General features: G+C 61.3%; 25 protein-coding genes. 12 read left to right on the forward strand and 13 right to left on the reverse strand.

All coding sequences use genetic code 11. The features are described 5' to 3' along the window. Position 1: 1 nt before the first annotated feature. A complete protein-coding gene (locus Q0974_RS04415; RefSeq protein ID WP_299323117.1) occupies positions 2-703 on the forward strand; it encodes a Crp/Fnr family transcriptional regulator in 702 nt (233 codons plus the stop codon). 51 nt (positions 704-754) lie between these two features. Here the strand turns inward: Q0974_RS04415 and Q0974_RS04420 are convergent, their stop codons facing one another. Further along, positions 755-1,411: an OmpW family outer membrane protein gene (locus tag Q0974_RS04420; protein WP_299323119.1), complete on the reverse strand. Its 657-nt coding sequence runs from the start codon at positions 1,409-1,411 to the stop codon at positions 755-757. A gap of 134 nt (positions 1,412-1,545) precedes the next feature. On the opposite strand from Q0974_RS04420, the gene hemN reads away from it, so the two are divergent. Beyond that, the gene (gene hemN / locus Q0974_RS04425; protein ID WP_299323121.1) at positions 1,546-2,865 is read left to right on the forward strand and encodes an oxygen-independent coproporphyrinogen III oxidase; all 1,320 of its coding nucleotides are present in this window, start codon (positions 1,546-1,548) and stop codon (positions 2,863-2,865) included. Positions 2,866-2,890: 25 nt separating this feature from the next. Here hemN and Q0974_RS04430 read toward each other — a convergent pair whose 3' ends face one another. Then, complete coding sequence (locus Q0974_RS04430; protein WP_299323124.1) at positions 2,891-3,091, reverse strand: hypothetical protein; 201 nt, start codon at positions 3,089-3,091, stop codon at positions 2,891-2,893. 279 nt (positions 3,092-3,370) lie between these two features. On the opposite strand from Q0974_RS04430, the gene Q0974_RS04435 reads away from it, so the two are divergent. Next, entirely contained in the window at positions 3,371-4,228 is an 858-nt protein-coding gene (locus tag Q0974_RS04435) for a crotonase/enoyl-CoA hydratase family protein (RefSeq protein WP_299323126.1), read from the forward strand. Here the strand turns inward: Q0974_RS04435 and Q0974_RS04440 are convergent. Together Q0974_RS04440 and Q0974_RS04445 are read right to left on the reverse strand one after the other, a co-directional pair. Then, positions 4,215-6,188 (reverse strand): EAL domain-containing protein, encoded by a 1,974-nt coding sequence (locus Q0974_RS04440; RefSeq protein WP_299323128.1) that lies wholly within the window; start codon positions 6,186-6,188, stop codon positions 4,215-4,217. The two genes, Q0974_RS04435 and Q0974_RS04440, sit on opposite strands and share 14 nt — an antisense overlap. A 114-nt stretch (positions 6,189-6,302) precedes the next feature. After that, positions 6,303-8,663: an EAL domain-containing protein gene (locus Q0974_RS04445; protein ID WP_299323129.1), complete on the reverse strand. Its 2,361-nt coding sequence runs from the start codon at positions 8,661-8,663 to the stop codon at positions 6,303-6,305. A gap of 228 nt (positions 8,664-8,891) precedes the next feature. Here Q0974_RS04445 and Q0974_RS04450 point away from each other — a divergent pair, with 228 nt between their 5' ends. The 3 genes from Q0974_RS04450 to Q0974_RS04460 all read left to right on the forward strand — a co-directional run bounded on the left by Q0974_RS04450 (position 8,892) and on the right by Q0974_RS04460 (position 11,951). Next, positions 8,892-9,620 (forward strand): FkbM family methyltransferase, encoded by a 729-nt coding sequence (locus Q0974_RS04450; RefSeq protein WP_299323132.1) that lies wholly within the window; start codon positions 8,892-8,894, stop codon positions 9,618-9,620. Continuing rightward, entirely contained in the window at positions 9,617-10,978 is a 1,362-nt protein-coding gene (locus tag Q0974_RS04455) for a hypothetical protein (protein WP_299323134.1), read from the forward strand. The genes Q0974_RS04450 and Q0974_RS04455 overlap by 4 nt, the downstream gene beginning before the upstream one ends. 64 nt (positions 10,979-11,042) lie before the next feature. Continuing rightward, positions 11,043-11,951 (forward strand): haloalkane dehalogenase, encoded by a 909-nt coding sequence (locus tag Q0974_RS04460; protein WP_299323137.1) that lies wholly within the window; start codon positions 11,043-11,045, stop codon positions 11,949-11,951. Positions 11,952-12,007: 56 nt separating this feature from the next. Here the strand turns inward: Q0974_RS04460 and Q0974_RS04465 are convergent, their stop codons facing one another. Next, positions 12,008-12,772, reverse strand: a complete 765-nt coding sequence (locus Q0974_RS04465) for an META domain-containing protein (protein ID WP_299323139.1) — start codon at positions 12,770-12,772, stop codon at positions 12,008-12,010. A gap of 121 nt (positions 12,773-12,893) precedes the next feature. Beyond that, on the reverse strand, positions 12,894-13,646 hold the full coding sequence (locus Q0974_RS04470; protein WP_299323142.1) for an META domain-containing protein: 753 nt from the start codon (positions 13,644-13,646) through the stop codon (positions 12,894-12,896). Positions 13,647-13,774: 128 nt separating this feature from the next. Here Q0974_RS04470 and Q0974_RS04475 point away from each other — a divergent pair, with 128 nt between their 5' ends. The 4 genes from Q0974_RS04475 (at position 13,775) to Q0974_RS04490 (ending at position 19,122) form a co-directional block, all read left to right on the forward strand. Beyond that, positions 13,775-15,061: a 3-methyl-2-oxobutanoate dehydrogenase (2-methylpropanoyl-transferring) subunit alpha gene (locus tag Q0974_RS04475; protein WP_299323144.1), complete on the forward strand. Its 1,287-nt coding sequence runs from the start codon at positions 13,775-13,777 to the stop codon at positions 15,059-15,061. 20 nt (positions 15,062-15,081) lie between these two features. Next, the gene (locus tag Q0974_RS04480) at positions 15,082-16,095 is read left to right on the forward strand and encodes an alpha-ketoacid dehydrogenase subunit beta (RefSeq protein ID WP_299323721.1); all 1,014 of its coding nucleotides are present in this window, start codon (positions 15,082-15,084) and stop codon (positions 16,093-16,095) included. Then, on the forward strand, positions 16,088-17,362 hold the full coding sequence (locus Q0974_RS04485; protein WP_299323147.1) for a dihydrolipoamide acetyltransferase family protein: 1,275 nt from the start codon (positions 16,088-16,090) through the stop codon (positions 17,360-17,362). Before Q0974_RS04480 ends, Q0974_RS04485 begins: the two co-directional genes overlap by 8 nt. 125 nt (positions 17,363-17,487) lie before the next feature. Next, entirely contained in the window at positions 17,488-19,122 is a 1,635-nt protein-coding gene (locus Q0974_RS04490; RefSeq protein ID WP_299323149.1) for a TIR domain-containing protein, read from the forward strand. On the opposite strand, the gene Q0974_RS04495 is transcribed toward Q0974_RS04490, so the two are convergent. The 4 genes from Q0974_RS04495 to Q0974_RS04510 form a co-directional block, all read right to left on the reverse strand. Then, positions 19,119-20,276, reverse strand: coding sequence for an aminotransferase (locus tag Q0974_RS04495; RefSeq protein ID WP_299323152.1), 1,158 nt, complete (start codon positions 20,274-20,276; stop codon positions 19,119-19,121). The genes Q0974_RS04490 and Q0974_RS04495 overlap by 4 nt on opposite strands. Next, a complete protein-coding gene (locus tag Q0974_RS04500) occupies positions 20,273-21,322 on the reverse strand; it encodes an AI-2E family transporter (protein WP_299323154.1) in 1,050 nt (349 codons plus the stop codon). The genes Q0974_RS04495 and Q0974_RS04500 overlap by 4 nt, the downstream gene beginning before the upstream one ends. A gap of 89 nt (positions 21,323-21,411) precedes the next feature. Then, positions 21,412-22,245, reverse strand: a complete 834-nt coding sequence (gene fghA / locus Q0974_RS04505) for an S-formylglutathione hydrolase (RefSeq protein ID WP_299323157.1) — start codon at positions 22,243-22,245, stop codon at positions 21,412-21,414. A gap of 41 nt (positions 22,246-22,286) precedes the next feature. Beyond that, a complete protein-coding gene (locus Q0974_RS04510) occupies positions 22,287-23,195 on the reverse strand; it encodes an alpha/beta hydrolase (RefSeq protein WP_299323159.1) in 909 nt (302 codons plus the stop codon). A gap of 218 nt (positions 23,196-23,413) precedes the next feature. Here Q0974_RS04510 and Q0974_RS04515 point away from each other — a divergent pair, with 218 nt between their 5' ends. Next, complete coding sequence (locus Q0974_RS04515) at positions 23,414-23,746, forward strand: PilZ domain-containing protein (protein ID WP_299323161.1); 333 nt, start codon at positions 23,414-23,416, stop codon at positions 23,744-23,746. A gap of 3 nt (positions 23,747-23,749) precedes the next feature. Here the strand turns inward: Q0974_RS04515 and Q0974_RS04520 are convergent, their stop codons facing one another. Next, complete coding sequence (locus tag Q0974_RS04520; protein ID WP_299323163.1) at positions 23,750-24,367, reverse strand: DNA-3-methyladenine glycosylase 2 family protein; 618 nt, start codon at positions 24,365-24,367, stop codon at positions 23,750-23,752. Between the two features lie 107 nt (positions 24,368-24,474). Between Q0974_RS04520 and Q0974_RS04525 the strand changes: the two genes are divergently transcribed. Beyond that, entirely contained in the window at positions 24,475-24,792 is a 318-nt protein-coding gene (locus Q0974_RS04525; RefSeq protein WP_299323166.1) for a 2Fe-2S iron-sulfur cluster-binding protein, read from the forward strand. A gap of 22 nt (positions 24,793-24,814) precedes the next feature. On the opposite strand, the gene Q0974_RS04530 is transcribed toward Q0974_RS04525, so the two are convergent. Both Q0974_RS04530 and Q0974_RS04535 read right to left on the reverse strand, forming a co-directional pair. After that, positions 24,815-25,543 (reverse strand): hypothetical protein, encoded by a 729-nt coding sequence (locus Q0974_RS04530; protein ID WP_299323168.1) that lies wholly within the window; start codon positions 25,541-25,543, stop codon positions 24,815-24,817. Further along, positions 25,540-26,286, reverse strand: coding sequence for an RNA methyltransferase (locus tag Q0974_RS04535; protein ID WP_299323170.1), 747 nt, complete (start codon positions 26,284-26,286; stop codon positions 25,540-25,542). Before Q0974_RS04535 ends, Q0974_RS04530 begins: the two co-directional genes overlap by 4 nt. Between the last annotated feature and the right edge of the window lie 42 nt (positions 26,287-26,328).

Genomic DNA, 26,328 nt, shown 5'->3' on the forward strand with positions numbered 1-26,328 from the left:
AATGTCTAGCTGCGATACCTGTCTTGTCCGCAACAGGGCGATCTGTTCCGTGCTCGAACCGGACGCGCTCAATAACCTGAACCGGATCGGCCGCCGCAAGAAAGTGCGCCGCGGCGAAACGGTGATTTGGGAAGGGGACGATGCGCCGATCGTCGCCAATGTGATTGAGGGCATGCTCAAACTGACGACGGCGACCGGCGATGGTCGCGAGTTGATCGTCGGTATTACCTTTCCGTCCGACTTTATCGGTCGCCCGTTCGGCGCAAGCAGCGCGAACTCGGTTACGGCGTTGACCGATTCCGAACTTTGCGTCTTCACGCGCACCAGTTTCGATGCCTTTGCGAAACAGCATCCGGGCCTCGAACATGAGTTGCTCGAACGCACGCTGGGCGAACTGGACCGGGCGCGCGAATGGATGCTGCTCCTGGGCCGCAAGAGTGCGACCGAGCGCGTGGCGTCTTTCCTGCTTGAAATGTCGAAACGGCTGGGCGGCAATGCCTGCGAAGGGCCGGAGGACCCGGCCGACCGTTTCGAGCTGCCGCTGTCGCGTCAGCAGACGGCCGACATTTTAGGCCTGACGATCGAGACGGTGAGCCGTCAGCTCGGCCGCCTGCGTGAAGCCGGCATCATCCTGACGCCGGACCGCCGGGCGATCGAAATCGTGAATCGCCTCGCGCTCGAAGCGGAATCCGAGCGCGCGTAAAAGAAGACGGCAGGCCGCTAAGGGGTACGGCCTGCCGAATGTCCGCCCGGCCTAGAGCCGGAAACCGATACCGATACCGAAGACGAACGGATCGAGGTCGATATCGACCTGCTGCGTGCCGATCGTCGCGTTGCGGATCGTTGCCGTGGTGTCGATGTCGATATATTTCACGTCGAAGTTCAGGAAGATATTCTCGCTGATATCGACATCGACGCCTGCTTGCAGCGCCCAGCCCCAGCTGTCGCTGAGTGAAACCGATGTCGGTCCGACGGCGTTCTCCAGGCCTGTCGACGCGTCTTCCGAATAGAAGGCCGTATAGTTGATACCCGCGCCGATATAGGGCCGGACGGATGATTCGGGCGCAATATGATATTGCACGGTCAGCGTCGGCGGCAGCACCCAGGTCGATCCCAGTTCGCCGATGCCGCCTGTCGTGCCTGAGGTTCCGGTGAAATCATGCTTGGTCGTCGCGGCGATCAGTTCGAAACCGATATGATCTGTTGCCATATAAGTGATGTCGACTTCGGGCGCGAAGCTGTCGCTGACCTCGACTTCCTCGCCCGGAAATGTCGGCAGGATCGAGCCGGAATTTTCGGTGGGAGAAACGACCACCGCCCGGATGCGCAGCAGCACATCCCCGGCTTCCGCGAAAACGGGAGTCGGAATGGCGACTGTTGCCAGAAGGGGCACGAGAGATAACGCACGCATTGTGATGCCTTTCAGTTCGGTTTTGCAGTGCCAGTGCTGTGCGCTTCGGATGCCGGAATCGCCTTGATCCGGATCAATCGAAACTTTGATCATGGTCAAGGAGGCGCGCGCGCCGGCATGCTCTTAGTTCGAGCATGTGGCCTTACCTGCCAGAACTGCTCGACCGGCCCGTGCCGCGTTACACGAGCTATCCGACCGCAGCCGAGTTCGACGCGGTCGAGCAGGGTTTTCACGAATCCGGGTTCGACGCACTTGCGCCGGCGGCGGCCATCTCGCTCTATGTCCACATCCCCTTTTGCGAAAAAATCTGCTGGTATTGCGGGTGCAATACCGGTGCGGCCAATCGCGCGCATCGGCTGACCGCCTATCTCGATGCGCTCCATAGCGAGATCGAAACCGTGTCTGACCGGCTCGGCAATCAGCGTCCGGTAACGCAGATCGCTTTTGGCGGCGGTAGCCCCAATGCGATCGAGCCCGTCGATTTCGTGCGCTTGCTCGATCATCTCTCGATTGCGTTCGATGCGTTTGGCACGCGGCTCTCGACCGAACTCGATCCGCGCAGCCTGACGGAAGAGTGGATGGCGGTCTTGGGGCGGGCAGGATTCAGCCATGCGAGCCTCGGCGTCCAGACATTCGACCCGCATCTACAGGCGCGGATCGGCCGTATTCAACCGACGGACAGGATCAAGCGCGCGGTGGACGGGCTGCGGGCCAACGGTGTCTCGTCGCTCAATTTCGACCTGATGTATGGGCTACCCGGGCAAAGCTGCGCGATGCTGGCCGAAACCTTGGATCAGGCTATCGCGCTACGACCGGACCGGATCGCCCTGTTCGGCTATGCGCATCTACCGGCCATGATCAAGCGGCAGCAGCGGATCGACGATAGCGACATGCCCGATGCGAAACAGCGCTTCGATATGGCGGCGCTCGGTTTCGAACTATTGGCGAGCGCTGGCTATATACCGATCGGCTTCGATCATTTCGGCCTGCCCGGCGATAGCCTGACCCAAGCTTATGAGGCTGGCGATATGCGGCGCAATTTCCAAGGCTTCACAGACGATCCGTGCGATGCGTTGATCGGCCTCGGTGCCAGCGCGATCAGCAGTTTTCCCGACCGGCTCGTACAAAATGAGAAGAATAGCGGCCGATATCGTATGTTGGCGAGCGCTCATAAGCTTACCGCCGAACGCGGCATCGTGCGCAGCGCGGCAGATCGGAGGCACGGCGCGGTGATCGAAAGCCTGTTATGTCGCGGCGAAGCGGACATAAGCGGTCTGGACTTGGCCGGACCGATGCGATCCGATTTTCGCCGTCTGCAACGGCTCGGTCTGGTCGAGATCGACGGTGATCTTATCCGCATGACCGCCGATGGCCGGCCCTATGGACGGACCATCGCCAGCCGCTTCGATGCCTATCGCGCACCCAAGGAAAAGCGGTTCAGCAGCGCGATTTAGCGCCAATCGGGCGCTTCGGTTGATGTTAGGTGGCTGTCTCCAGACGGGCGAAGCGGACGACATGGTCGTGATGCCGAAGCTCTGAAATCCGCACAAAACGCCCGATAAACTGTTCGCAGCCCGGGCTCATCAGGCAGGTGAAGGCTGTACCATCAGCGGCATGAAACCGCGCGATGCGGTTCTGTACGGCGCAGTTCACGGTATTCGGGATCGGATCGGGCTTCATGCGCCCGGAATGCGGCACAGACCTTAAAATATGGTGGATGGACCCAATCCGCTATCCGCTCGTTAACCATTTGAGCGGCCAGCCGGTAATTCTGTCTTGCTGCGAGACGGTTGGGATAAGCGGTGAATATCGTTTGCTCGCCGTAACTAAATATGTTTAGATTCCATATACCTTGTTCGGAGATTTGCATTGGACCAGAGCAGGATCGGATCGCCGGAGAGCCAATCGTTTGCAAGCGAACTGACGGATGCTCTTCTCGATCGGCCGTTACCTTCGGATTTGCCGCAGGTTCCAGCATCGCCGCTTTTCGATCTCGGGCAGCTCGATGTCAGTTGGGATGACGATCTCAAAGCGCTCTGGACTTTCATGACGCCGAACGGGCGCCCCAGCTTCAACCTCCCGATGCTCCGCGATTTCGACGTCTGGCAGGACGAGATTTCGCGGCTTTATGGCGATGACGGGGAGGAGTTGCGCTACCTGATCCTCGGTTCGCGTTTCCCTGGCGTATGGAATTTCGGCGGCGATCTCGGCCTGTTTTCCAAATATATCCGCAACGGGGACCGGCAGTCGCTCGTCGATTATGGCCAGGCCTGCAACACCATTCTGACGCGCAATATGCGGGCGCTGGACCTTCCGATCGTGACGATCGGCCTGGTGCAGGGGCAGGCGCTGGGCGGCGGTTTCGAGGCGCTGATGTCGTTCAACGTCATCATTGCCGAGCGCAGCGCGAAATTCGGCCTGCCCGAGATCGCGTTCGGCCTGTTCCCCGGCATGGGCGCGCATGCCTTGCTCTCGCGCCGGCTCGGCTTTGCGAAGGCCGAACAGATGATCTTGAGCGGCAAGACCTATACCGCCGAAGAGATGTACGATCTCGGCCTTGTTCATTTTCTCGTCGAGGATGGAGAGGGCGAGCAAGGTGTGCGGGACTATATCAAGCAGAATAGCCGCCGCCATGCGGGGAACCACGCCGTGTTCAAGGCGAGCCGCGAAGTCTGGCCGGTCGCGATTGAAGAGCTAAACGCCATCGTCGAGATATGGGCGGATACAGCACTGAAGCTGAAAGAAAGCGATTTGCGGCTGATGGAGCGCTTGGTGCGCGCTCAGACGAAACTATCGGCCAAGATCAGCCCAAATTAGCAATTTTTCCATCGTCGGGATCGGGGAATTCCTCGAGCGCGAAGCGTTGCGTCGCCTGCGCCGCCGTCATCGGGCGTGCGTAATAATAGCCTTGCACGCGGCTGCACCCGGCTTCGCGCACCCGGTCTAGTTGTTCTTCGGTTTCCACGCCCTCGGCCACGGTCGCAACGTTCAGCGACCGGGCAAGCTGCACGACCGCGCGGATAATCTTCTGGTCGGTTGGGCTGTTGCCGATATTGCGGATGAACGACTTGTCGATTTTGATCGTGTCGAACTCCCAGCTGCGCAAATAGGTCAGCGAGGAGAAACCCGTGCCGAAATCGTCGAGGCACAGGCGCAGGCCCATTTTCTGCAGCTGGCGCAACAGGGAATTGGTGTGCGGGTTTTTGTCGAGCAGCACAGACTCGGTGATTTCGAGCTCGAGCCGTCGCGCGACCATGCCCGTATTGACGAGCGTCTCGATAATCGTGACTGGCAGGTTGTTCCGCTTCAGCAGCGCTGGCGAGATATTGACCGACACGTTGATGCTTTCCGGCCATTCCGCGGCCGCTTCGCATGCCTTGCGCAAGACCCATTGGGTGATGTCGCCGATCAGGCCCGCGCTTTCGGCGACCGGAATGAACACGGCCGGGCTGACATCGCCCAGTTCGGTATGGTTCCAGCGCAGCAACGCTTCGCAGCTCTTGGTGCGGCCGGTCTCGAGATCGATGATCGGCTGGAAAAGCACCGTGAACTCGTCATTGGCCAGCGCGTCGGTGAGGCCGGACTCGATCTTGCGATGCATGAGGAAATCCTCATGCATGAAGGGTTCGAAAACCCGAACGCTTCGGCCGCCATCGTTCTTCGAATGATAGAGAGCGATGTCGGCGTTTTTCAGCATGATCTCGCTCTGACGCCCATGATCCGGCGCGACCGCGACGCCAAGCGACGCGGCCACTTCGACGGTATTCTCGTTGATGCTGACCGGCTGGGAGATGGATTCGAGAATTTCGGCGCCGAGGAGATGCGCTTCTTCGACGCTTTCGACCGTCGCCATGATGACGAATTCATCGCCGCCGAAACGCGCCAGCCAGCCGCGATTGCCGAGCACGGCCTTTACGCGCTGCGCCGTTACGATGAGAACCTTGTCACCGGCCAGATGTCCGAGCGTATCGTTGATGCTTTTGAAGTGATCGAGATCCATCCAAATCACCGTCAATTTTTCATCGCCATCTTCGTCGATAGTGTCGAGCAGCTCGCTGAGCCGCATCTGCATTGCGAGCCGGTTATCGAGGCCGGTCAGCATATCGCTCCGCGCCATCTTCTCGAAACGCGCGGCGACCTCGCTTTTTTCCTGTTTGCCGGAAAGGGCCGAGTAAACAACCTCATAGGTCTGCAGGCTGATATCGACCATGCCGAGCACAAAGATGACGATGCACAGACCGAGCGTGATGCTGAGCGGCGTGCCCATGACGAAAAGGCCTAGCGCCATCGGCATTGTGCCGAGACACAGCTGGCCGATCGCGATGACAGGGCGCCCGGCATTGCGCGCCGCGACGCCGGCCGAATAACCCGTGGCCATGATCGTCGCCATCAGCAGCAGCAGCGTTTCGGAGCTGTGAGTGAGCGTGAAGAAAGCCTGGGCGCCGAGCAGAGAGGCGTATAGCCAGGCGCCGACTTCGTAGATTCGTTCCCAATGCAGCTGTTCGCGCGGCGATCCCTTGGCCTCGCCCCGCAGATAAACGATCGCCGTCGCGATACGCAGCGTACCGACCAGGTGAATGGCGATCGAACAGATCAGCAGCGCCAAACTGCCCGAAACATAGGCGATGGCTGCGGCCGTAACGCTGCCCGCAATGGCGCCGATCGCAAGCGAGCCTGGCGATGTGTAGAGGGTGCCGACAAGGGCTGCGCGAACCTGGCGCGCCAGCGAACTCTCAGAGGCCGCCAAATGCCGTAATTTAGTGCCGACAGTCGGCATTACGATCTCCCATACCCCGAAACGGATAGGGGTATATGGTTAAAGAACAGTAGGATTTGACGTGAAAATACCGAAATTAGAGGGATTTTCGTCGAATCCGGACATCCGCGTCCGTTATCCGACCAGCCGATGTTCCCACTTGCTTCCGACAATCTCCCTCGTGCGTTCGATTGGCATGGGGCGTCCGAACAGATAACCCTGAATCTGGTGACAGCCGAGATCGCGCATCCGGTTGAAATCCTCAGCGGTTTCGACGCCTTCCGCGGTGATCGTCAGCCGGAAGCTGTTGGCCAGCATCACGATGGCGCGGATGATCGACACCGTTTCCTCGCGGGTCGCGGCTTCGCGCACAAAACTGCCGTCGATCTTGAGCTTGTGGAACACGGCCTTGTTCAGATAGCCGAGCGAGGAATAGCCGGTGCCAAAATCATCGAGCGCAATCCCGACGCCGAGCGTGCGAAGACGTTTGAGCACGTCCACGGCATTGCCAGCGGCGCTCATGAAGACGGATTCCGTCACTTCGATTTCGAGCCGGTTCGCCGGAATACGCGATTTCCGCAGCGCGTCCGACACGGTGTTGGGCAGTGCCGGAACGACGAGCTGGGACGGCGATACGTTGACGGCGACGGTGATATCGTCGGGCCAGGTCGCGGCGTCCATACACGCTTGACGCAATACCCAGCCGCCCAGTTCTTCCACCAGCCCGCTCTCTTCGGCGATCGGAATGAATACCGCCGGTGAGATGGGTCCGCGCGTCGGATGGTTCCAGCGCAGCAGGGCCTCGAAGCCGGTTACGCGTTGCGTTTCCGCCGACACAAGCGGCTGGTACAGCAGGTGGAATTGCTCTGTGCCGAGGGCCTGGCGCATATCATGCTCAAGCCGCACGCGTTCCTCGGCGGCGACCTGCATCTGCGGATCGAAATTGCAGAAGGTTGCCCGGCCCATCGATTTCGCGTGATAAAGGGCGAGATCGGCCTTGCGGACAAGATCGTCGACCGTGTCGCCGTCGATCGGCCCATAGGCGCAACCGATGCTCAACCCGATGCGAATCTGAACATTGTCGATCATATATGGCTCGCTGATCGCCGAAATCAGCTTCTCGGCCAGCGCTTCCATGCCGATCCGGCTTTGCGCATCGTCGACCACGACGGCGAACTCGTCACCGCCGATCCGCCCGACCGATCCGCGCTTGCCGACCAGATCGCTGAGCCGCCGTCCGACGGTCTTCAGAACAGCATCGCCCTTGGGATGCCCGAAGGTATCGTTGACCGGTTTGAACCCGTCCAGATCGAGGAACATGATTGCACAGGGGACGCCCTTCTCCTTGGCGTCGCTGAGCGCGGTATCGAGCAAAGTCCGCACGCGCGAACGGTTTGGCAGGCCGGTCAATACGTCGAGATTGGCCAGATGCTGGAGCTTCGCATGCGAGCTCTTGGAATCGGTGATGTCGAGTCCGACACCACGATAGCCCTGAAATTCGCCTTCTTCCGATACGATTGGACTGCCCGAAAGGGTTATCCAGCGGCTGGTCTTGCCGTTTTCGAGTTCGAGCTCGAATTTTTCGAAACGCTCACGTTTGGCCAATAGTGTGCCGATCCCCGAACCCTTACCAAGGGCGCTGGAGAGAGACTTGCCAAGCAGCTGATAGGTTGCCGTGCCGAGCAACTCGCCCATGCGCGGCGATACATAGGTCAGGCAATGTTGGGCATCGATCTGCCACAGCCATCCAGCGCCGCGGTCCTCATATTCCTTTAGCAGATAACGGATATCGGCGCGTTTCGCGGCGAGTACGCCAGCACGATCGATTTGTCCCTGCCAGGACCGGGCCAGTAACAGGAAACCAACCATTGCGGCTGCAGCAAAAGCTGCCAGAATGCCGACGCCGGGCAGCGCAATCGTGCCGACGCCGGACAGGGCCGCGAAAGCCAAACCGCCGGCAAGGATCGAAACCCAGGAAGCAACGGCAATGGGTATCACGGCGACGGAAATGCCACTGACGATCATCATGGCGACGAGCCCGCCGGTGAATGTGTAGTTGATAGGCGCGCCGGACATTGCGGCGTAGACGGGCAGCGAAATCCATAACACGGCGCGAATCGCGCTGTCGAAGATCGCCATCTGGATTTTCGAAACGGGCAGCTGGTCGGTGCGCCGGACCATCGATGTGCGGTTGAGCCAACGGGCCGAGAGATAAGTCGCGGCGATTATGAGTGCGAGCCAGCCGAGCAGCATCATTAGCGATAGACTCTGACGTTCGAGTATTACGAACACGAGGGCGCAGACGGTCTGCGTAACCCCGGAATAGAGGGTGAAACGCGACAGGATATTGATTTGCGCGGTGCGCACCTCGCCGGCCGGCGCGTGCCGCTCTTCGATCATATGCGCCGGACCACGCGCATCGCCTTCGCGGCGCCGCGAAAGCTGCGTTTGACCGTTGGGCGTGTCGTCTTGAGTGGCCATAGATTCCCGGCTCATGCAGTTCGCCGGGCATATAGCCATGAACTCTTTGATGCTTGGTTAAGATGCGATTTGGCGTAGTTTTTGCGGTTTTCTGCAGGCCGCGGCCGCGATATGGCAAAAAGCGCGCCTGCCATCGCTCAGGCTTTGCGAAACGGGGAGATTTTGCCTAGGTAGCGGTCAGCTCATCAACCGCTCGTAACCGGGCGTTCTGTCCCTCTTAAGGGGTATCGATGTGTATTCAGGTTGACCGATATCGCACTGGAAGGCGTCGATTTTCCGACCATGAACAAGTTCAGAGCTGAGTATCTCGCGGCTTTCGAGTTCGATGTCCGCACCATCGTCGATATCGGCGTGTATCGCGGGACGTTACAACTGTACCGCGCGTTTCCGGACGCCGAGTTGATTCTCATCGATCCGCTCGCCGAGGCCAGGGTCGTTGCCGAGAAGGTTGCGCGCTATCGCGATGTCAAATTCGTCGAGATGGGTGTGGGCGATCGGGAGATGGCCATCGATTTGCACGTACCCCCCGGCGAAAACCGATCGGGATCGAGCCTCTTGCGTCGCAATGTTCATATCAGGCGCAAGCGCGAATTGATACGCCGCGAGGTCGCGGTGAGACCGCTCGACAAAATTATGGCCGAGGCCGATTTGCCGCCACCGTACGGCGTCAAAATCGATACCGAGGGCTATGAACGTTTCGTGATGGCGGGCGCCCAGGAGACCTTGCGGCAGACCCGGTTCGTGATCATCGAAGTGACGTTGCAGGACCTGTATGGCCAACGCAGCTTGCCGAGCGAGATCATCGCCGATCTCGCGGCCGTCGATTTCGAACTGTTCGATGTGCTAAATGTCGACCGGAAGAACAATATCTATCTCGACTGCATCTTTCTGAAGAAAGACGATCCCAGATTCCAGCCGGGATACAGCAACGACGCGCTTGTAGAGGCGGAGGCCGACCAGACGCCGGCATGACATTTCTTTATCAACAGCTCCTGAGTTGGGATCCCGAACAGGAATCGCATGAGGAGATAGAGCTCAAATTCACCTTCCGCCGGGAATTCTGGCGATATTTCGGTGATCGGGTGGATAGCGCCACGTCGGAGAGGATTCACGCGAAGGCGCGCCAATTCCTCGCTATGCTCGAGGATTCCCGCCCCGACTATCGAGACCTTGTCCGCGAGATCATCTTCGATGCGCTTTTTCGACTTCCCCGCTTTCATCCCGCTGAACACGGGCTGGAAGGAGAAGAGCTTGGCTATGTCCGCTCCGTGCTGGACGAGCTGGAGGACGACATCGTTCGCCATGGCGAAACCGGTTTGTCCCATATCATTCGCGGCGCCTTGCGCGTAGCCGTCGGCGAACATGAAAGCGGCTACCGGCATTTCGGACAAGCGCGCCTGAAGCTGCCGGAGGAACATCATAGCCAGCATCATGCTGGGGTGATGACCGTGTATGACCCGCTGACGATCGACGAGAGGCGAGGCAGGAAGCGCGGCGGTATCATATCCGAACCGGTGCTTGTCGCCGAGACCGGGCAGGGCGCGCCGCAAAACCCCGCCTTCTTTTCAACGATGGATCCGGTTTTCTTTATCTGTTTCGCCCGTCGCTATCTGGTCAGTCTGCTTTCCAGCAATCCGGGGCATGCAGTCGTGATGTCCGTGCTGGATGCATCGCCTGACTTCCTCGAATGGGCCGCCGCACGGGTGCGGGAATGGGCGCCGGAGGAGAGCGCGGTATTTCTGTTCAGTCAGACCGTCCATGTTTCGGACAAGAAACCGGTTTTCGCATCGGCACGCTTCCTGAGCGCGGCGGCCATCGCGGCCCATATCGACCGAGATCTGCTGATCCTCGATGCCGATATGGAGGCGTGGCGGCCGATGAAGAAATTCGATCAGCTCTTCGGGAAGGCCGAGATCGGGTTGAACGTCAATCAGGGATATCCGGGGCATTTGCCGTGGCGGAAGATCAATGCATCGCAGCTATATTTCGATCATGGCAGCGAGTTCGCGCATATGTTCCTCGATAAGGCCAACCGCTATTTTCTGGCGGCATATGACGAGGAGAAAAGCACGAACTGGTGGATCGATCAGAACGCGCTCGCTGCTGCGTTCTTCGCCTTTTCGCAAGACGAGTTCTATTCCGTATCGCCTAAAGACCGGCGGTTGGCCGATCTGTGCTATGGCAAATGGACGCAGATTCGCCAGCAGAAATACCGGTTACGCGAAGGCGTCGCTACGCGCAGGGATATGATTGCCGAAGCGTGCACTCTCTATGATCGCGGCGACTGGGATAGATTCGATGCCATGGCTGGCCGGACGATCGCCGGTTGAATAAGATAGATCACCTCGTCCGGCCTCCGTCATGGACGCAATGATCGCATAGAAGGAGTATTCGATGACCATCCAAGCTATCAGGACGCCGGAGGAACGCTTCGCCGACATTCCCGATTTCGATTATCCCGTGCATTATGTCGACGACCTGCCCGGCTATGAGGGGCTGCGTGCGGCCTGGGTCGATGCGGGGCCGGACGATGCGGATCGCGTTTTTCTGTGTCTGCATGGCGAGCCGAGCTGGAGCTTTCTTTATCGCAAGATGATCCCGGTGTTCCTCGAAAGCGGGGCCCGAGCCGTCGCGCCCGATTTCTTCGGTTTCGGCCGGTCGGACAAACCGACTGAAGCGGAGACCTACAGTTTCGATTTTCACCGGAACTATATCCTCGCGCTGGTCGAGCGGTTGGACCTCAAGAACATCACCCTGGTGGTGCAGGATTGGGGCGGCCTGATCGGTCTGACCTTGCCGGTGGACGAGAAATTCCGCGCGCGCTTCTCGCGGTTGATCGTCATGAACACTGGCCTCGGCATCGGCAAGACGCCGAGCGACGGTTTCATTGCCTGGAAAAATTATGCGGCCTCCACGCCCGATCTCCCCATCGGCGAACTGATTGCGCGCGGCACGCCGCAGATGACGGATGCGGAAAAGGCCGCCTATGACGCGCCCTTTCCCTCGCCCGACTACAAGATGGGCGCGCGGCGCTTCCCCGAACTCGTGCCGATCGCACCCGAGATGGAAGGCGTCGAAGTCAGCCTGAAGGCGGCGGCCTTCTGGAAGGACGATTTCGACGGGGCGAGCTTCATGGCGGTCGGCGATGCCGATCCCGTGCTCGGCCCCGATGTGATGAACCGGCTGCGCGAGAATATCAGAGGCTGCCCAGAACCGATGATGGTCGAGGGGGGCGGTCATTTCGTGCAGGAATGGGGCGAACCCATCGCCCGCGCCGCGCTCAAGCATTTCGGCGATCTCTAGGGCCCTGATCCTCCAGTGCTCCATTCGCGCTGCAACATGGTTATGGCGTGCCCGCCCTAGTCTTCCGCCGGGAGCAGGACGATATCGGTCCTATCTACTGTGTAGAGCGACAGACCGCCGCTATCCGGCACCCCATACCCTACGACTTCACCGAGCAATGCAAAGAACCGGCTTTCATTGCCGCCGATCGGCTCGGGGCAGGCGCGCCGGGTTGAACGGACAGCGTCGATCGTCAGGTTCCCATGGATCTCGTAGCTCGCCCCGTAGCGGTTGCATCCCCCACTGCCCGAGACTGATCCGTCAGTGCCGAACGAAATGGTGATCCTCGCGCCATCTTGCGGCATGGTCTCGCTCCCCAGCTGGATAACCTGCCAATCGCCGTGCAGTATTGTGGCCGGATCTCCGCCGCATCCGCCGTAATATTCATCACCCATGAAGATGTTGACCGTTTGCGGGTAGGCGTGGTCCGACATTCCGTCAGTGCAGACATCGGGGCGAATGATGACGACCATATCGCGGCCGTCCAGATTTTCGGGCGCATCGTCGCCCGATACCATTTCGATGCGCGTCTGGAATGCGGTGGCTCCAATCAGATCATAAGCGGGTGTTCGCGGCGCCAAAGTCCAGAAAATTTCGAAATTCTCGAATGAAATTACTTCGTCATCGATAATGAGCTGCCAGAATGGTTCTGTGCCGGAGGCGGTATAGCCGGTCCATGATTCGTTGACCTCTTCGGAGTGGAATGCCGGTCCTTGCGCGCCGGCAGGCGTCACGACGGCCATCATCAGAAGAAACGTAAGGGCTTGGAACAGTTGCGGCATCAGAGGTTCCCGATCAATAGCTGGCGGTCGAAATAACTAGCATCGGCCGACACCGCTTGCCAGCAAAGGAACTCGCGTCAGCACCGCACTTGCGCATTTGGGCGATCTTTAGGCTCAGAAACTAGCCGCGCTCTCCGCGGCGTTCGGCGGTCAGTACCGGGTCCATTTCGGCGTATAGCGTCAGCACGCCATCGTCCGATATTTCCACGCGGATGACCGAACCCAGAGCCGTGAAAAACTGGTTTTCCAGCCGGCTGATCTCCGGATTGATACAGGCGCGCCGGGTCGAAGCGACCGGTCCTATGCTCAGGCCTTCGGTTAGCTCGTAATCGGCGCGGAAGCGGTTGCATCCGCCCGTGCCGAACATCCCGCCCTCACCGTCGAAGCGGAAGTTGATATCCGCGCTGTCCGGCACGGCTTCGCCCATGATGGATGTCACATGCCAGTCCGCGCCGCTGAGCACGTCCTGCGGATCGCCGCCGCAGCCGAAGAAATAGGAGCCGTCGACAAAGACACGCACCGATTGCGGATAGGTGCGGTCGGACATGCCGTCTCCACACAGGTTCTCTTCGATCAGGACGATGAAGTCACGATTGCCTGCATTCTCGGACCGGCTGATGAAAACCACACCTCCGGGCGAAAAAGTCTCTGATGGCCGGTCGGCTTCCGCAGTGAAGACGCCGGAATGCTCGAACATCAGCCGTTCTTCGCCGATAGTCACCGACCAAAAGGGTTCGGTGCCGATGCCGCGATAGCCGGTCCAGGGATCGGGCGCGGCCTCGGTAACCGTTTCGTGATGATCGGCGAATGCCGAGCTCGCCGGAACAAGCGCGATTGCGGCGGCGATGGCGCACGCGGAAAACAGTCTCTTCATCGAATCACTTCCTAATATCTCGTGCGCCCGGTTCCCTTCGCAGATGCCACCGCGCGACAGAGCTATCAAACTGGCGTGTAATTATATTATAAGCGGCCACATACCGAATCGGTTGGACAGGATATCTGATGGCGAGCGACACAGACCGGCGCAATCTGCCGCCCCTCGAACTTTACGTGCCCGAGCCCAAATTCCGGCCCGGCGACGAAGCGGATTTTTCCGATATTGTGGTGCCGCCCGCCGGTGAAACGCGCCGTCCGGATATGGCTGACCATCACGAGGATATGCCCGATCTCGCCTATGGCCTCGTCCGCGTGCTCGACGACGAGGGCAAGGCCGTGGGGCCATGGGACCCGAAGCTCGATCCTGATACGCTCCGCAAAATGCTGCGCGCGATGGCGCTGACCCGCGCTTACGATCAGCGCATGTTCCGCGCCCAGCGTCAGGGCAAGACCAGCTTCTACATGAAGTGCACGGGCGAGGAGGCCGTGGCGATCGCCGCGACCTTCGCCCTGGACCGGGACGATATGACGTTTCCCTCCTATCGCCAGCAGGGCATTTTGATCGCGCGAGACTGGTCGCTCGTCGACATGATGAACCAGGTCTATTCGAACAAGAAGGACCGGCTGATGGGGCGCCAGCTCCCGATCATGTATTCGACCAAGCAGGGCGCGTTCTTCTCGATCTCCGGCAATCTTGCTACGCAATATCCGCAGGCCGTGGGCTGGGCGATGGCGAGCGCGGCGAAGGGCGATACGCGGATCGCGGCGACCTGGACGGGCGAGGGATCGAGCGCCGAGGGCGATTTCCATTCCGCCTGCACCTTTGCGGCCGTCTACAAGGCGCCCGTGATCATGAACGTCGTCAACAATCAATGGGCGATCTCGAGCTTCTCGGGCTTCGCCGGCGGCGATCAGACGACCTTCGCGGCACGGGCCGTCGGCTATGGCATCGCGGGGCTGCGCGTCGACGGCAACGACGCTTTGGCCGTCTATGCGGCGACGCAATGGGCGGCGGAACGCGCGCGGACCAATAACGGCCCAACACTGATCGAGCATTTCACCTATCGCGCCGAAGGCCATTCGACATCGGACGATCCCTCGCAATATCGCTCGGCCGACGAAGCCGCCGAATGGCCGCTCGGCGATCCGATCGCGCGGCTGAAAAACCATCTGATTGCGCTGGGCGAATGGAGCGAAGAGCGACAGGCGGAGATGGACAAGGAGGTCGCCGAACAAGTTAAGACGGCGGCTAAACAAGCCGAGAAAAACGGCATTCTCGGCCATGGTTTACACCAGCCTCTTGAGACCATGTTTGAAGGCGTGTTCGAGGAGATGCCCTGGCATCTGAAAGAGCAGATGCAGGACATGCTCGACGAGAATGAGGCGGCCAACAACGTGGCGAAGACGCGATGAGCGAGGGCGCGACCAAACAGATGAATATGATCCAGGCGGTCAACAGCGCCATGGATGTCGCCATGGAGCGCGACGATAGCGTCTGCGTGTTCGGCGAGGATGTCGGCTATTATGGCGGCGTGTTTCGGGCGACGGCCGGGCTGCAGAAGAAATACGGCAAGACCCGCGCCTTCGATACGCCGATCAATGAATGCGGCATTATCGGCGTCGCGGTCGGCATGGCGACATATGGCCTGAAGCCGATCGCCGAAATCCAGTTCGCCGACTATATCTATCCCGGCCTCGACCAGATCGTCTCGGAAGCCGCGCGGCTGCGCTATCGCTCGGCCGGCGAGTTTACCGCGCCGATGGTCGTCCGTACGCCCTCGGGCGGCGGGATCTTCGGCGGCCAGACGCACAGCCAGTCGCCGGAAAGCATCTTCACCCATATCTGCGGCGTGAAAACGGTCATCCCGTCCACGCCGTACGATGCCAAGGGCCTGCTGATCGCCGCCATCGAGGATCCCGATCCGGTGATCTTTTTCGAGCCGAAGCGCATTTATAACGGCCCGTTCGACGGCCATTATGATAACCCGGTTCAGCCTTGGTCGAAACACCCGGCGAGCGAGGTGCCGGAAGGCTATTTCACGATTCCGCTCGGCAAGGCCAAGGTCCTGCGCGAGGGCGAGGCGCTGACAATCGTCACCTATGGCACGATGGTCCATGTCGCGATGCGCGCGGTGGAGGATCTCGGCGTTGATGCCGAAGTGATCGATCTGCGCACGCTCTTGCCGCTCGATATCGAGACCATTGAGGAATCGATCAAGAAAACGGGCCGCTGCATCATCATGCATGAGGCGACGCGCACTTCGGGCTTTGGCTCCGAACTGTCGGCGCTCGTGCAAGAGCGCTGCTTCTACCATCTCGAGGTGCCGATCGAGCGGGTGACGGGCTATGACACGCCTTATCCGCACAGCCTCGAATGGGCCTATTTCCCGGGGCCGGTCCGCACCCGCCTCGCCATCGAACGCGTCATGGAGAATGTCAGTGGCTAAGTTCAGCTTCAAACTGCCCGATATCGGCGAGGGCATCGCCGAGGCCGAAATCGTCGCTTGGCATGTTAAGGTCGGCGACGAGGTCGAAGAAGATCAGGGCATCGCCGACATGATGACCGACAAGGCAACCGTTGAAATGGAATCGCCGGTATCCGGCACGATCGTCGAGCTCAACGGCGAAGAGGGCGATATGCTCGCTATCGGTTCCGTGCTGGCGGTGATCGAGACGGACGAACTGCCGGATGAGGAGGAAGAAGCCGCAATCGCCGAGAAGGTGAAAGCGCAGGCCGACGAACAGGTTGCAGACGAGGACGAAGCCGAGCCAGAGCCGGAACCGGAAGAAGAGCCGGCACCAGAACCCGAGCCGGTAGAGGAGGCAGAGCTCGAACCTGCAGCGGACGAACCTAAAACCCGTGTCCTCGCATCGCCCGCGGTGCGCAAGCGGGCAGCCGATCTCGGCGTCGATCTCTCGCAGGTAAAGCCGCAGACGGGCGAGCGCATCCGGCACAGCGATCTCGACCAGTATCTGACTTATGGCGCGACCTATCTCACGCCGGGCGCGTCGAAAAAGCGCGATGACGAGGAACTCAAGGTTATCGGCCTCCGGCGGAAGATTGCGGAAAATATGGCCGCCTCCAAACGCCACATCCCGCACTTCACCTATGTCGAGGAAATCGACGTTACCGAGTTGGAGGCGGCCCGCGCCGATCTCAACGCTACGCGCGGTGAGCGGCCCAAGCTCACCGTGCTGCCGCTGATCATCGCAGCGATCTGCAAGACGCTGCCGGAATTCCCGATGATCAATGCGACCTATGACGACGAGGCCGGGCGCGTGACGCGTCACGGTGCGGTCCATCTCGGCATGGCCACGCAGACCGATACGGGCCTGATCGTGCCGGTCATCAAAGATGCGCAGGACAAGAATGTCTGGCAGCTCGCGATGGAGATCGCCCGCCTGTCGGATGCCGCAAGGAGCGGTAAGGCCAAGCAGGAGGAACTGACTGGCGGCACGCTGACGCTCACATCGCTTGGCCCGCTCGGCGGCATCGCGACGACGCCCGTGATCAACCGGCCGCAGGTGGCGATCATCGGCCCGAACAAGATCGTCGAACGTCCGGTTATCGTGGACGGCGGGATCGAGGCGCGGAAGCTTATGAATCTCTCGATCAGTTGCGACCACCGCGTCGTCGATGGCTATGACGCGGCGAGCTATGTTCAGGCGCTCAAGCACCTGCTCGAGACGCCGGTTCTGATATTCGCCGACTAAGCTATCCCGACGGCATCGTTGCCGTTGCCGCGACACTGGCCTAGGACGTAGCGCGTTGGCCATATTGGCTCTTTGCTGTCAGGGGGACGGCAGAGGCAGGCCGATACCGAAGTTTGGGGGCGGGGATGCGCGCTGACGGCGCTGGAAATGACGGTGTGAGGCGGCCAATCGCCTTTATCAGCCATCACAGTTCCCAGGTCGAAACGGCGCGGCAGCTCAAACAGGTGTTGGCGAATAACGGCGTCGACGGATGGATGGCGCCCGACGATATCGACCCGGGCCGACCATTCGATCAGGCGATCATCGAACAGGTGCGCACGTCGGATCTGATCATCCTGCTGTTCTGCTCGCGCTCTGATCAGTCGCGCCATGTGAAGCGCGAGCTGATGATGGCCGAAAATGGCGACAAGCTCATTTTCCCCGTCCGGCTTGAAAATATCGATGCCGACGGCCTTGCCTATTGGCTGAACGATTATCAGTGGATCGACTGGTTCGACCGGCGTGACGATACGATCCAGCGCATGATCGATACGATCAAGCGGCTCGTGCAGATCAACACGGTAGAAGAGGAATTGGGTCCGCCTCCGGTCAGCACGCAGCCGCCGCCCGTGCCGATCCCGGTCGATGCGCCGCCGCCGGACGAAGCGGACTCTTCTGCTGAAGTAGGCGATGAGCCGGAAACGGAAAGTGCGGAGCCGGCCACGCCCGAACCCGTTACACCGGTATCTGAGCCTGAGGCTGACGAAGCGGACGCGATAGACGCGAGGGATGAAGCGCCGCCAGCGGAGGCCAAGACAGAGGCGCCGCTGAAGGTCGCGCCGGTATCGGCCGGACGGAGCGATCCGGAGCAGTCCGATGGGGATGGCGGTTCGCCCAAAAATCCTATGCTGTTGTACGGCGCATTAGGGCTCGCCGCGCTTGTCGCCATCGTCTTGGCGTTCCTGCTCTGGCCGAGCGGTGAAGAGACCGATTCCGCAGCGGGCGGCGTTCTGTCGCCGACCGTCGATTGTGCGAATACCGATCTGCCGAGCCACGCCATCATTTGCGGCAGCGAAGCCCTGCGCGCCCGGGAAACCGAACTGTCGCAACGCTATGATGCGGCGCTCGAACAGGCCGAAGGCGAGGAGCGCGTCGCCCTGCAGCAGGGTTATGCTGCCTATCAGGCGCGCCGCGACGAATGCCGGACCGAGGCGTGCATCACAACCGTTTACGATGCGCGCGAGGGCGAACTCAGCGCCTATGCGCTTCCGGAAGACAGCGCTCCGGCCGAGGGCGCCGAACAGGACGCTATCGCCGAACCGCAAGCCGATACGCCGGACTCCGCGCCGGCCAACCAACCCGATACGGCCACGCCGATACTCCCACCGGTCCCCGAGCGGCCGAGCCAGCCGACACGCGAAACACCGAGCACGCCCGAACCAAGATCCAGGCCCACGCCGACGCCAGACCCGCCGCGCCAGTCCCGGACCACACCGCCTCAGCCGATTGGCAATCCGTCGAGCTGGGTGCGCGCCAGCGACTATCCGGCGAATATCCTGCGCAATGGCGAGGAGGGGACGTCGCGCTTCCAGGTGCGAGTGGGCGCGAACGGCATCCCGACCGCCTGCTTCACGATCGGTTCGAGCGGACATTTCCAGCTCGATGCGCGCGCCTGCAACATGGTGATGAGCCGGGCGCGCTTCCGCCCTGCGCGCGATGCGTCCGGCAATCCGACGGCGGGGCTCTATTCGGGCAGCCATCGCTGGCGCGCGCCGCGTTAAGCTAGGGCCTTTCGCGCCTCGATCAGCCGGTTCGCGGCCGCGTCGAGCGTCGCATCGTCTTTCGCGAAACAGAGCCGGATCGCCGTTGCGACAGCGTCGATTTCATACAGCGCTGACACGGGAATAGAGGCCACGCCGAACTCTTCCACCAGCCGCAGGGCAAATGCGCGATCATCGAGATCGATGCCCGAAGCGGGGAGATCGATCAGTAGGAAATAGGTTGCTGCGCTGGACAGAACGGCATAGCCGCCATCACGCAACGCGGTGGCAAGCCGATCCCGCGAGGCCTGATAGCCGGCGCGCATATCCGTGAAATAGGACATGTCTTTGCCAAGGCCGTAGGCGACCGCCGATTGCAGATTGGGTGGGGTCGTGAAGGTCAGGAACTGATGCGTCTTGGCGGTCGCCGCCGCCAAGGGCTCCGGCGCGATCGCCCAACCGACTTTCCAGCCGGTCAGCGAGAAAATCTTGCCGGCAGACCCGATCTTTACCGTCCGATCCCCCATGCCTGGCATGGTTATCAGCGGCTTGTGCTCCGCCCCGTCGAAGATAAGATGCTCCCACACCTCGTCACAGATCGCGATCAGGTCGTGCGAAACACAGAAATCGGCGAGCAGCGCCAAGTCGGCCGCGTCGAGCATCGTGGCGGTGGGATTGTGCGGGCTGTTGAGAATGAGGAAGCGCGTTGCATCGCTGACCGCCGTTTCCAGGTCTTCGGCGCGGAGTTTCCAACCGGGCGGGCGCGTCGAAACGAAGCGCGGCACGCCGCCCGCTTGCCGGACAAGCGGCGCATAGGCGTCATAGGCGGGCTGGACGATGATCACTTCGTCACCGGGACTTACGAGACCGAGGATGGACGCCGCCAGCGCTTCGGTCGCCCCCGATGTCACGAGAATATCGGTTTCAGGATCGGCCGATAGCCGCTGATGCGCGGCATAATGATCGCCGATCGCGGCGCGCAGCTCCGGTAACCCACGCATCGGCGGATATTGGTTCCAGCCGGTAAGCACCGCATCGGCCGCAGCCTGGCGCACGTCCTCCGGTCCATCCGTATCGGGAAAGCCCTGGCCCAGATTGATCGCGCCGTTCGCCCGGGCGCGCGCCGACATGTCCTCGAAAATCGTCGTCGGCAGCTTGGCGAAGACCGGGTTCATTCGGCCTTTTTCGGCGGGGCCGGGCGCTTGGGCTCCTTCTGCAACACCTGTTCGATATAAAGCCGCTGCACGAGCACGAAGCCGACCACCGTCAACGGCGCGGCCAGCAGCACGCCGAGCAAGCCGAACAATATCCCCGCCGCCACCACCGCGAAGAGCAGCACCGCCGGTAGCAAGTCGACCGAGCGTTTCTGGATGATCGGCTGGAGAATATTGCCCTGTATCTGTTGGATCAGGACATAGACGCCCAATGTCCACAGCGCAGTCGTCGGGCTGACGCTGAACGCGACGAGCACGGCCGGGATGCCCGCGACGACCGGGCCGATAAAGGGAATGAAATCGAGCAACCCCGCGATCACCGCGAGCGCCGCCGCCGATGGCACGCCGATCGCGGACAGGGCGATATAGACCATGATCGCCACGATGATCGAAGACAGGATCTGCGCGCGCAGCCACAGGCCCAATGCCCGGCCGAGATCGTCGAGCGTTTCCTCGGCGAGTTTTTCGCGCTGCTTCGGCACGATGCGAATAAGGCCCTGGCGATACAGATCGGGCTGCGCAGCGAAAAACACGGCGCCGGCGAGGACGAGGATGATGTTGGTCAGCGCCCCACCGGCCGACATGATGGCGAAACTCCCGGCGCGGGTGGTCAGGCCGGAGAGCTGGGAGGCGATGTCGCGGCTCGCTTGGCGAATGTCATAGTCAAAGCCCCAGCTGTCGAACGCGGCCTGTGTCGCATCTACAGCTTCGGGTATCCGCGCGGCGAGCGCGGCGAATTGCGTGACCAGCAGATCGCCGAATATCCAGGATACCGATCCCAATATTGTGAACAGCGCAATGACCGCCAGCGTCACCGAAAGGCCTTGGGGCAGGCCGAAGCGGATAAAAATCCGCGCTATGGCGCGCAATATGACGGCGACGACGATGGCCGCGAAGATCAGCAGTATCAGCCGGCCGAGCAGGTAAACTGCCGCCGCCAGCGCGACGATCGCGAGAACGACGAAGGCGCGTTTTACGAAATTGTCATGCGATGTCCGGTCGTCCATGCCGCCCCCTTAGCGTCTTGGTCGCTCTTATCGACAGGATTGCCGTACCGGGCAAGATGGCGGTTACGGAGAGTGTGTAAGAGATTGGTTTAGGCCAGTCGCTTTGCATGCCAGCCGATATGGTCGGCCATGAAGGTCGAAATGAAATAGTAGCTGTGATCATAGCCCGGTTGGCGGTTTAGGGTCAGCGCGATGCCTCCACCGGCACAGGCTTGTTCGAGCAGTTCGGGCTTGAGCTGTTCCTCCAGAAACTGGTCGGCCTCGCCTTGATCGACAAGGATTTCGGGTACGCGCGCGCCGTCTTCGATCAGCGCGCAGGCGTCATAGGGCCGCCAGGCTGCGCGGTCCGGTCCCAAATAACCGGCTAGCGCCTTTTCGCCCCAGGGGCAGTTGAGCGGCGAGACGATCGGCGCGAAAGCCGATACGCTGCGGAAGCGGCCGGGATTGCGCAGCGCGATGGTCAGCGCGCCATGGCCGCCCATCGAATGGCCCGTGATCGATTGGCGGGCCATGTCGAGCATCGGAAATTTGGCGGTGATCAGCGCCGGCAGTTCCTCTTCGATATAGCTGCGCATCCGGAAATGCTTTGCCCAGGGCTTTTCGGTCGCATCGACATAGAAGCCGGCCCCTTGCCCGAAATCATAACCCTCATCATCCGGAACATCGTCGCCGCGCGGCGAGGTGTCGGGTGCGACAAAGGCGATGCCGTGTTCGGCGCAGGCGCTACGGAACTCGCCCTTTTCGGTTACATTGGCATGGGTGCAGGTAAGGCCCGACAGATACCAGAGAACTGGCAGCGTCGCGCCCGGTTCATGGTCGGGCATAAAGAGTGAAAACTGCATCTCCGTGCCCGTTTCGGCGCTCGCATGGGTGTACACGCCTTGCGTGCCGCCAAAGGCGCGATTTTCCGAGATCGTTTCCATGTCCGCGCCTTACCATCCCCGTCCGGGCACGCGAAGGGCGATCAGCCAGCGAGCAGCGCGCGCATCGCGGCGACGAGCGCCAGCGGTTGATCGACCATGACATGATGGCCGCTATCGGGGATCGCGACGAAGGGCGTACCCGCGGGCATCGTCTTTTCGAGATGCGCGAGCGCCTCATCGTCCATGATGGCCGAACGGTCGCCATAGATCATGGCCATGGGGCAATTGGCGCTGCGCGCGCGTTTTGCACTGTCGAGCCGCTTCGTATTGGTGAAGCCGTTCGGATCGTGGCGCCAGCTGAAGCGGCCGGACTCGACTTCGACGATGGCGTCGCGCGCGATCATGTCCGCGATATAATGATTGTCGCAGCTTTGGGCGGGCAGGAAGCGGAAGCGGCCGAGCCCTTCGGCGACGCTGCCGAAAAAGCGCCGCTCGCGTTGCGGGCGTTCTGCGTCCCCGGGGGAGTGGCGCATCTGCAGCGAGGAATCGATGATGATCGCGCGGCCGACCCAGGCATTGGGGTCCGACGCCGCCGTCGCGGTCGGCGCACCGCCGAAGCTGTGGCCAGCGACGACGGGCTTGCCCTGTGCCATCAATCCCGCTGCATCGGCGACAGCGCGCATATCCGCGGCGTGCTGCGCGATCGCATATTCGTCGCGCCAGTCCGATCCGCCCATGCCAGCCATCGACATGGCTGCGACCCGGTATTCGTCGGCAAAGAAGGGGGCGATATGGGCCCACCACAATGCATGCGCGCCGCCGCCATGGAGCAGGAAAAGCCCGGGTTTTCCGGGAGCTCCCCAGGTGAAATATTCGATCGTCGATCCGCCGCTCTCGATACTGTGCCGCTCGGGCGCGCGGGCGAGTGCGTCACGAAACCAGTCGGGCGCGGGCGGCTTTGCGCCTTGATAAGCGGAGAGAATGGCGGCGGGTGGAGCGGAAGCGGTCATGCAGCTACCGAGCATGGCTTTACGCTTACGTCAACTGCCAAACGGACACGGCTGCGTACCGGTAAGCCGTTCGTTAACGGTTCGCGGGCGGCAATGCGCGATCGGAATAGCCGCTTTTCATATGTTTGCGCCGAGTGTGAACGGGATTTTTACCATCGCCGTCAATCCGATCTTCATAAGTGTGAGCGATAAGCGAATGCATCGAAAGAGGACTTCCGATGCCTATTCGCGCTCAATTGCTGGTCAAAGACCCGGGTTTCGACGAACGCCGCGCCGCGCATCGCGAACCTGTGGATGTGCGCGCCGGGTTCCGCAAGACGGGATATGAGGCGGCCAAGGCCGATGTTAGCGACATCTCGCTGACGGGCTGTAAGGTTGACAGCGCGATGAGCCTCGGCATCGGTGCCGAAGTCTGGATCAGATTTCCCGGGCTACAGCCGATGCAGGCGACGATCGCCTGGTCGCGGGGCTTCGAAGCAGGCTGCAAATTCACCGAGCCCTTCCACCCGGCCGTTCTCGACGATTTTCTGCGCCGTCACCGCGCCGCCTAGATCCTAAATCACCTCCGTATTGTAGGAATGCCAGGCGAAGATCGCCGCGGCGCCGCGATGCGGCCGCCACGGTTCTGCGGCATCGCGCACCGCCTGCTCGGCCGGGCGGTCGGTCCATCCCAACAGGTTCCCGACCTCGATCTGCACGGCGAGATCGCCCGCCGGCCAGATATCCGGCCGGCCTTCGGCGAACAGCAGATAGACCTCGGCCGACCAGCGTCCGATCCCTTTCACGGCCACAAGTTGGGCGACGGCTTCTTCGTCGTCCTCCGGGAGAGCCGCGAGATCCAGTGTGCCTGACACCACAAGCTCGGCAAGCGATCGCGCATAACCGCTCTTCTGTCGGCTGAGTCCCGCGCCGCGCAACATGTCGGCATCGGCCGCGAGCAGCTTTTCCGGGTCGTTCGCGTCGCCGAGCGTTTCGTCCAGTTTCCGCCAAGCCGCATCGGCCGATGCGACGCTGACCTGCTGCCCGATGATGGTTCTGAGCAATGTCGCATAGCCGCGATCGCGGATCCGGGGCGGCGGGTAGCCGATCTCGGTCAGCCGGGTTGCGAAGGCCGGTTCGATCTCCGCCAGCTGGTCCATTGCGCGCCGCAGCGTATCCGCATCTATGCCCATCGGTTCCTGACCCCTTGCCGCCCTTGATTTCGTCTGCCTGTCATCACATAGCCGCGCCGCAGCATTTTTCGAATCCGCCAGAAGCCAAAATCCAGAAGGAAGTCTCCATGCCCAAGCTCATTGTCGTCAATCGCGCCGGCGAAGAAACTGCCGTCGATGCGGATAACGGCCTTACCGTGATGGAAGTGATCCGGGACAATGGCTTTGACGAACTCCTCGCGCTGTGCGGTGGCTGCTGTTCCTGCGCGACCTGCCATGTGCATGTCGATCCGGAATTTGCGGCCAAACTGCCGGAGATGGACGAAGACGAGAATGATCTCCTCGAAAGCTCCGACCATCGCAACGAGCATTCGCGCCTGTCCTGCCAGATCCCGTTCGAGGACGAGCTGGACGGCCTCAAGGTGACGATCGCCCAAGAGGATTAGTGCGCAAGACTAGGACGTCAGCTTAGGGCTCTAGGCGGATAATCGCCTCCGGCCGCTCCTCCGGCGGATCGTCCGAAGACCAGCGGATAACCGTTTCACCGGGCAGTTCGCCCGATGACACCGCGCCGTTGGTGCTCACGATTTCGGCGGTCGTCCGCAATGTGAACGTTCCCGAGCCGAGCGGGCCTTCTTCCTCTTCGCGTGTTGCGTCACCGCTGCTTGGCTGAGACGGTGGCGGCATCAGCGCCGGAACGGTGACGCGTACGCTGCCATCGTCGAGCGGCACCGCCGCGACCATCGGAAAGTTCAACAGAAAATCCTGCACGACCGGGAAGAAGAAATCCCTGTCGAGCCGTCCCGAAACCGAATAGTCGACATCGAACAGGCCTGCGCCGAGATAGTCGACCCGGTCCCAGCCACGCCGGGCCTGCAGTTGTTCGGCGAAGGCGCGCACCGAGTCCTCGTCGCGCGGATTGAGCCCGCCCATGAAAATCTGCGCCGCTTCCTCCATGCCGGCGTCGATCGCCGCGCCCATGCCATCGTCTTCGCCATTTACGTCCGTGTCTCCGGCGCCGCTCCCCGATCGGTCCTGTTCGTCATCCGGCCCGACACGGATTTCGCCATCATAGACGAACGCGAATTCGCCGTCCGGCGTGATCATCAACTCGGCCTCAAACTGGCCGGGCACCAACAGGCAGCCGGTGAGCAATAGTGCAAGGCAAGGCGCGAGTGCAGTGCGAATGAAGGTCATGACGATCTCCTTTCATGATGGGCATAAAGAGCGATGGCGGCGGCATTCGATACGTTCAGGCTTTCGATCCGGTCGCTGATCGGCAGACGGGCGAGGGCGTCGCAATGGCCCGCGACATTGGGCCGCATCCCGGCACCTTCTGCGCCGAGCACGAGCGCGACGCGCTTGCCGCCCAGCGCCTCGGACAATTCCATATCCGCCTCGCCGGCAAGCCCGATCCGCCAGAAACCGGCGTCTGCGATCTGGTCGAGCGCGCGGGCGAGATTGACGACCCGGCACCAGGGCAGGGTCTCGAGTGCGCCCGACGCCGCCTTGGCGAGCGCGCCGGATTCGGGCGGCGCGTGGCGATCCTGCGTGACCAGGCCCAGCGCATTAAAGGCGAGGGCCGAGCGCATGATCGCCCCGGCATTGTGCGGGTCGGTCACCTGGTCGAGGATCACGAGCGGCCGGCCGTCTTCGGCGCCAGCAAGCAAATCCTCGATTGCGATATCGGGCAGCGGCTCGACTTCCGCCACCAACCCCTGATGCGGCGCGTCATGCGGAACCAGTCGTCCGAGATCGGCGGCGCCGGCCATTTCGACTGCAAGGTTGGACGGTAGATCGAGGCCGGACACCCCTTCATGGGTCGCCCAAAGCTTGCGGATGGTGCGCGCCGGATTGTCTAGCGCGGCAGCGACCGCATGCCGGCCCCAGAAGCGCGGTGCGCGGCTGTCGCGCTGTTTGGCTTTGCGTCGTTTCGCCATGGCCCCATGCTTTCCAACACGCAGCGTTGACAGGCAAGCGGT

Origin of the sequence: Parasphingopyxis sp. (assembly GCF_028279465.1) — a bacterium.
Lineage (GTDB): Bacteria > Pseudomonadota > Alphaproteobacteria > Sphingomonadales > Sphingomonadaceae > Parasphingopyxis.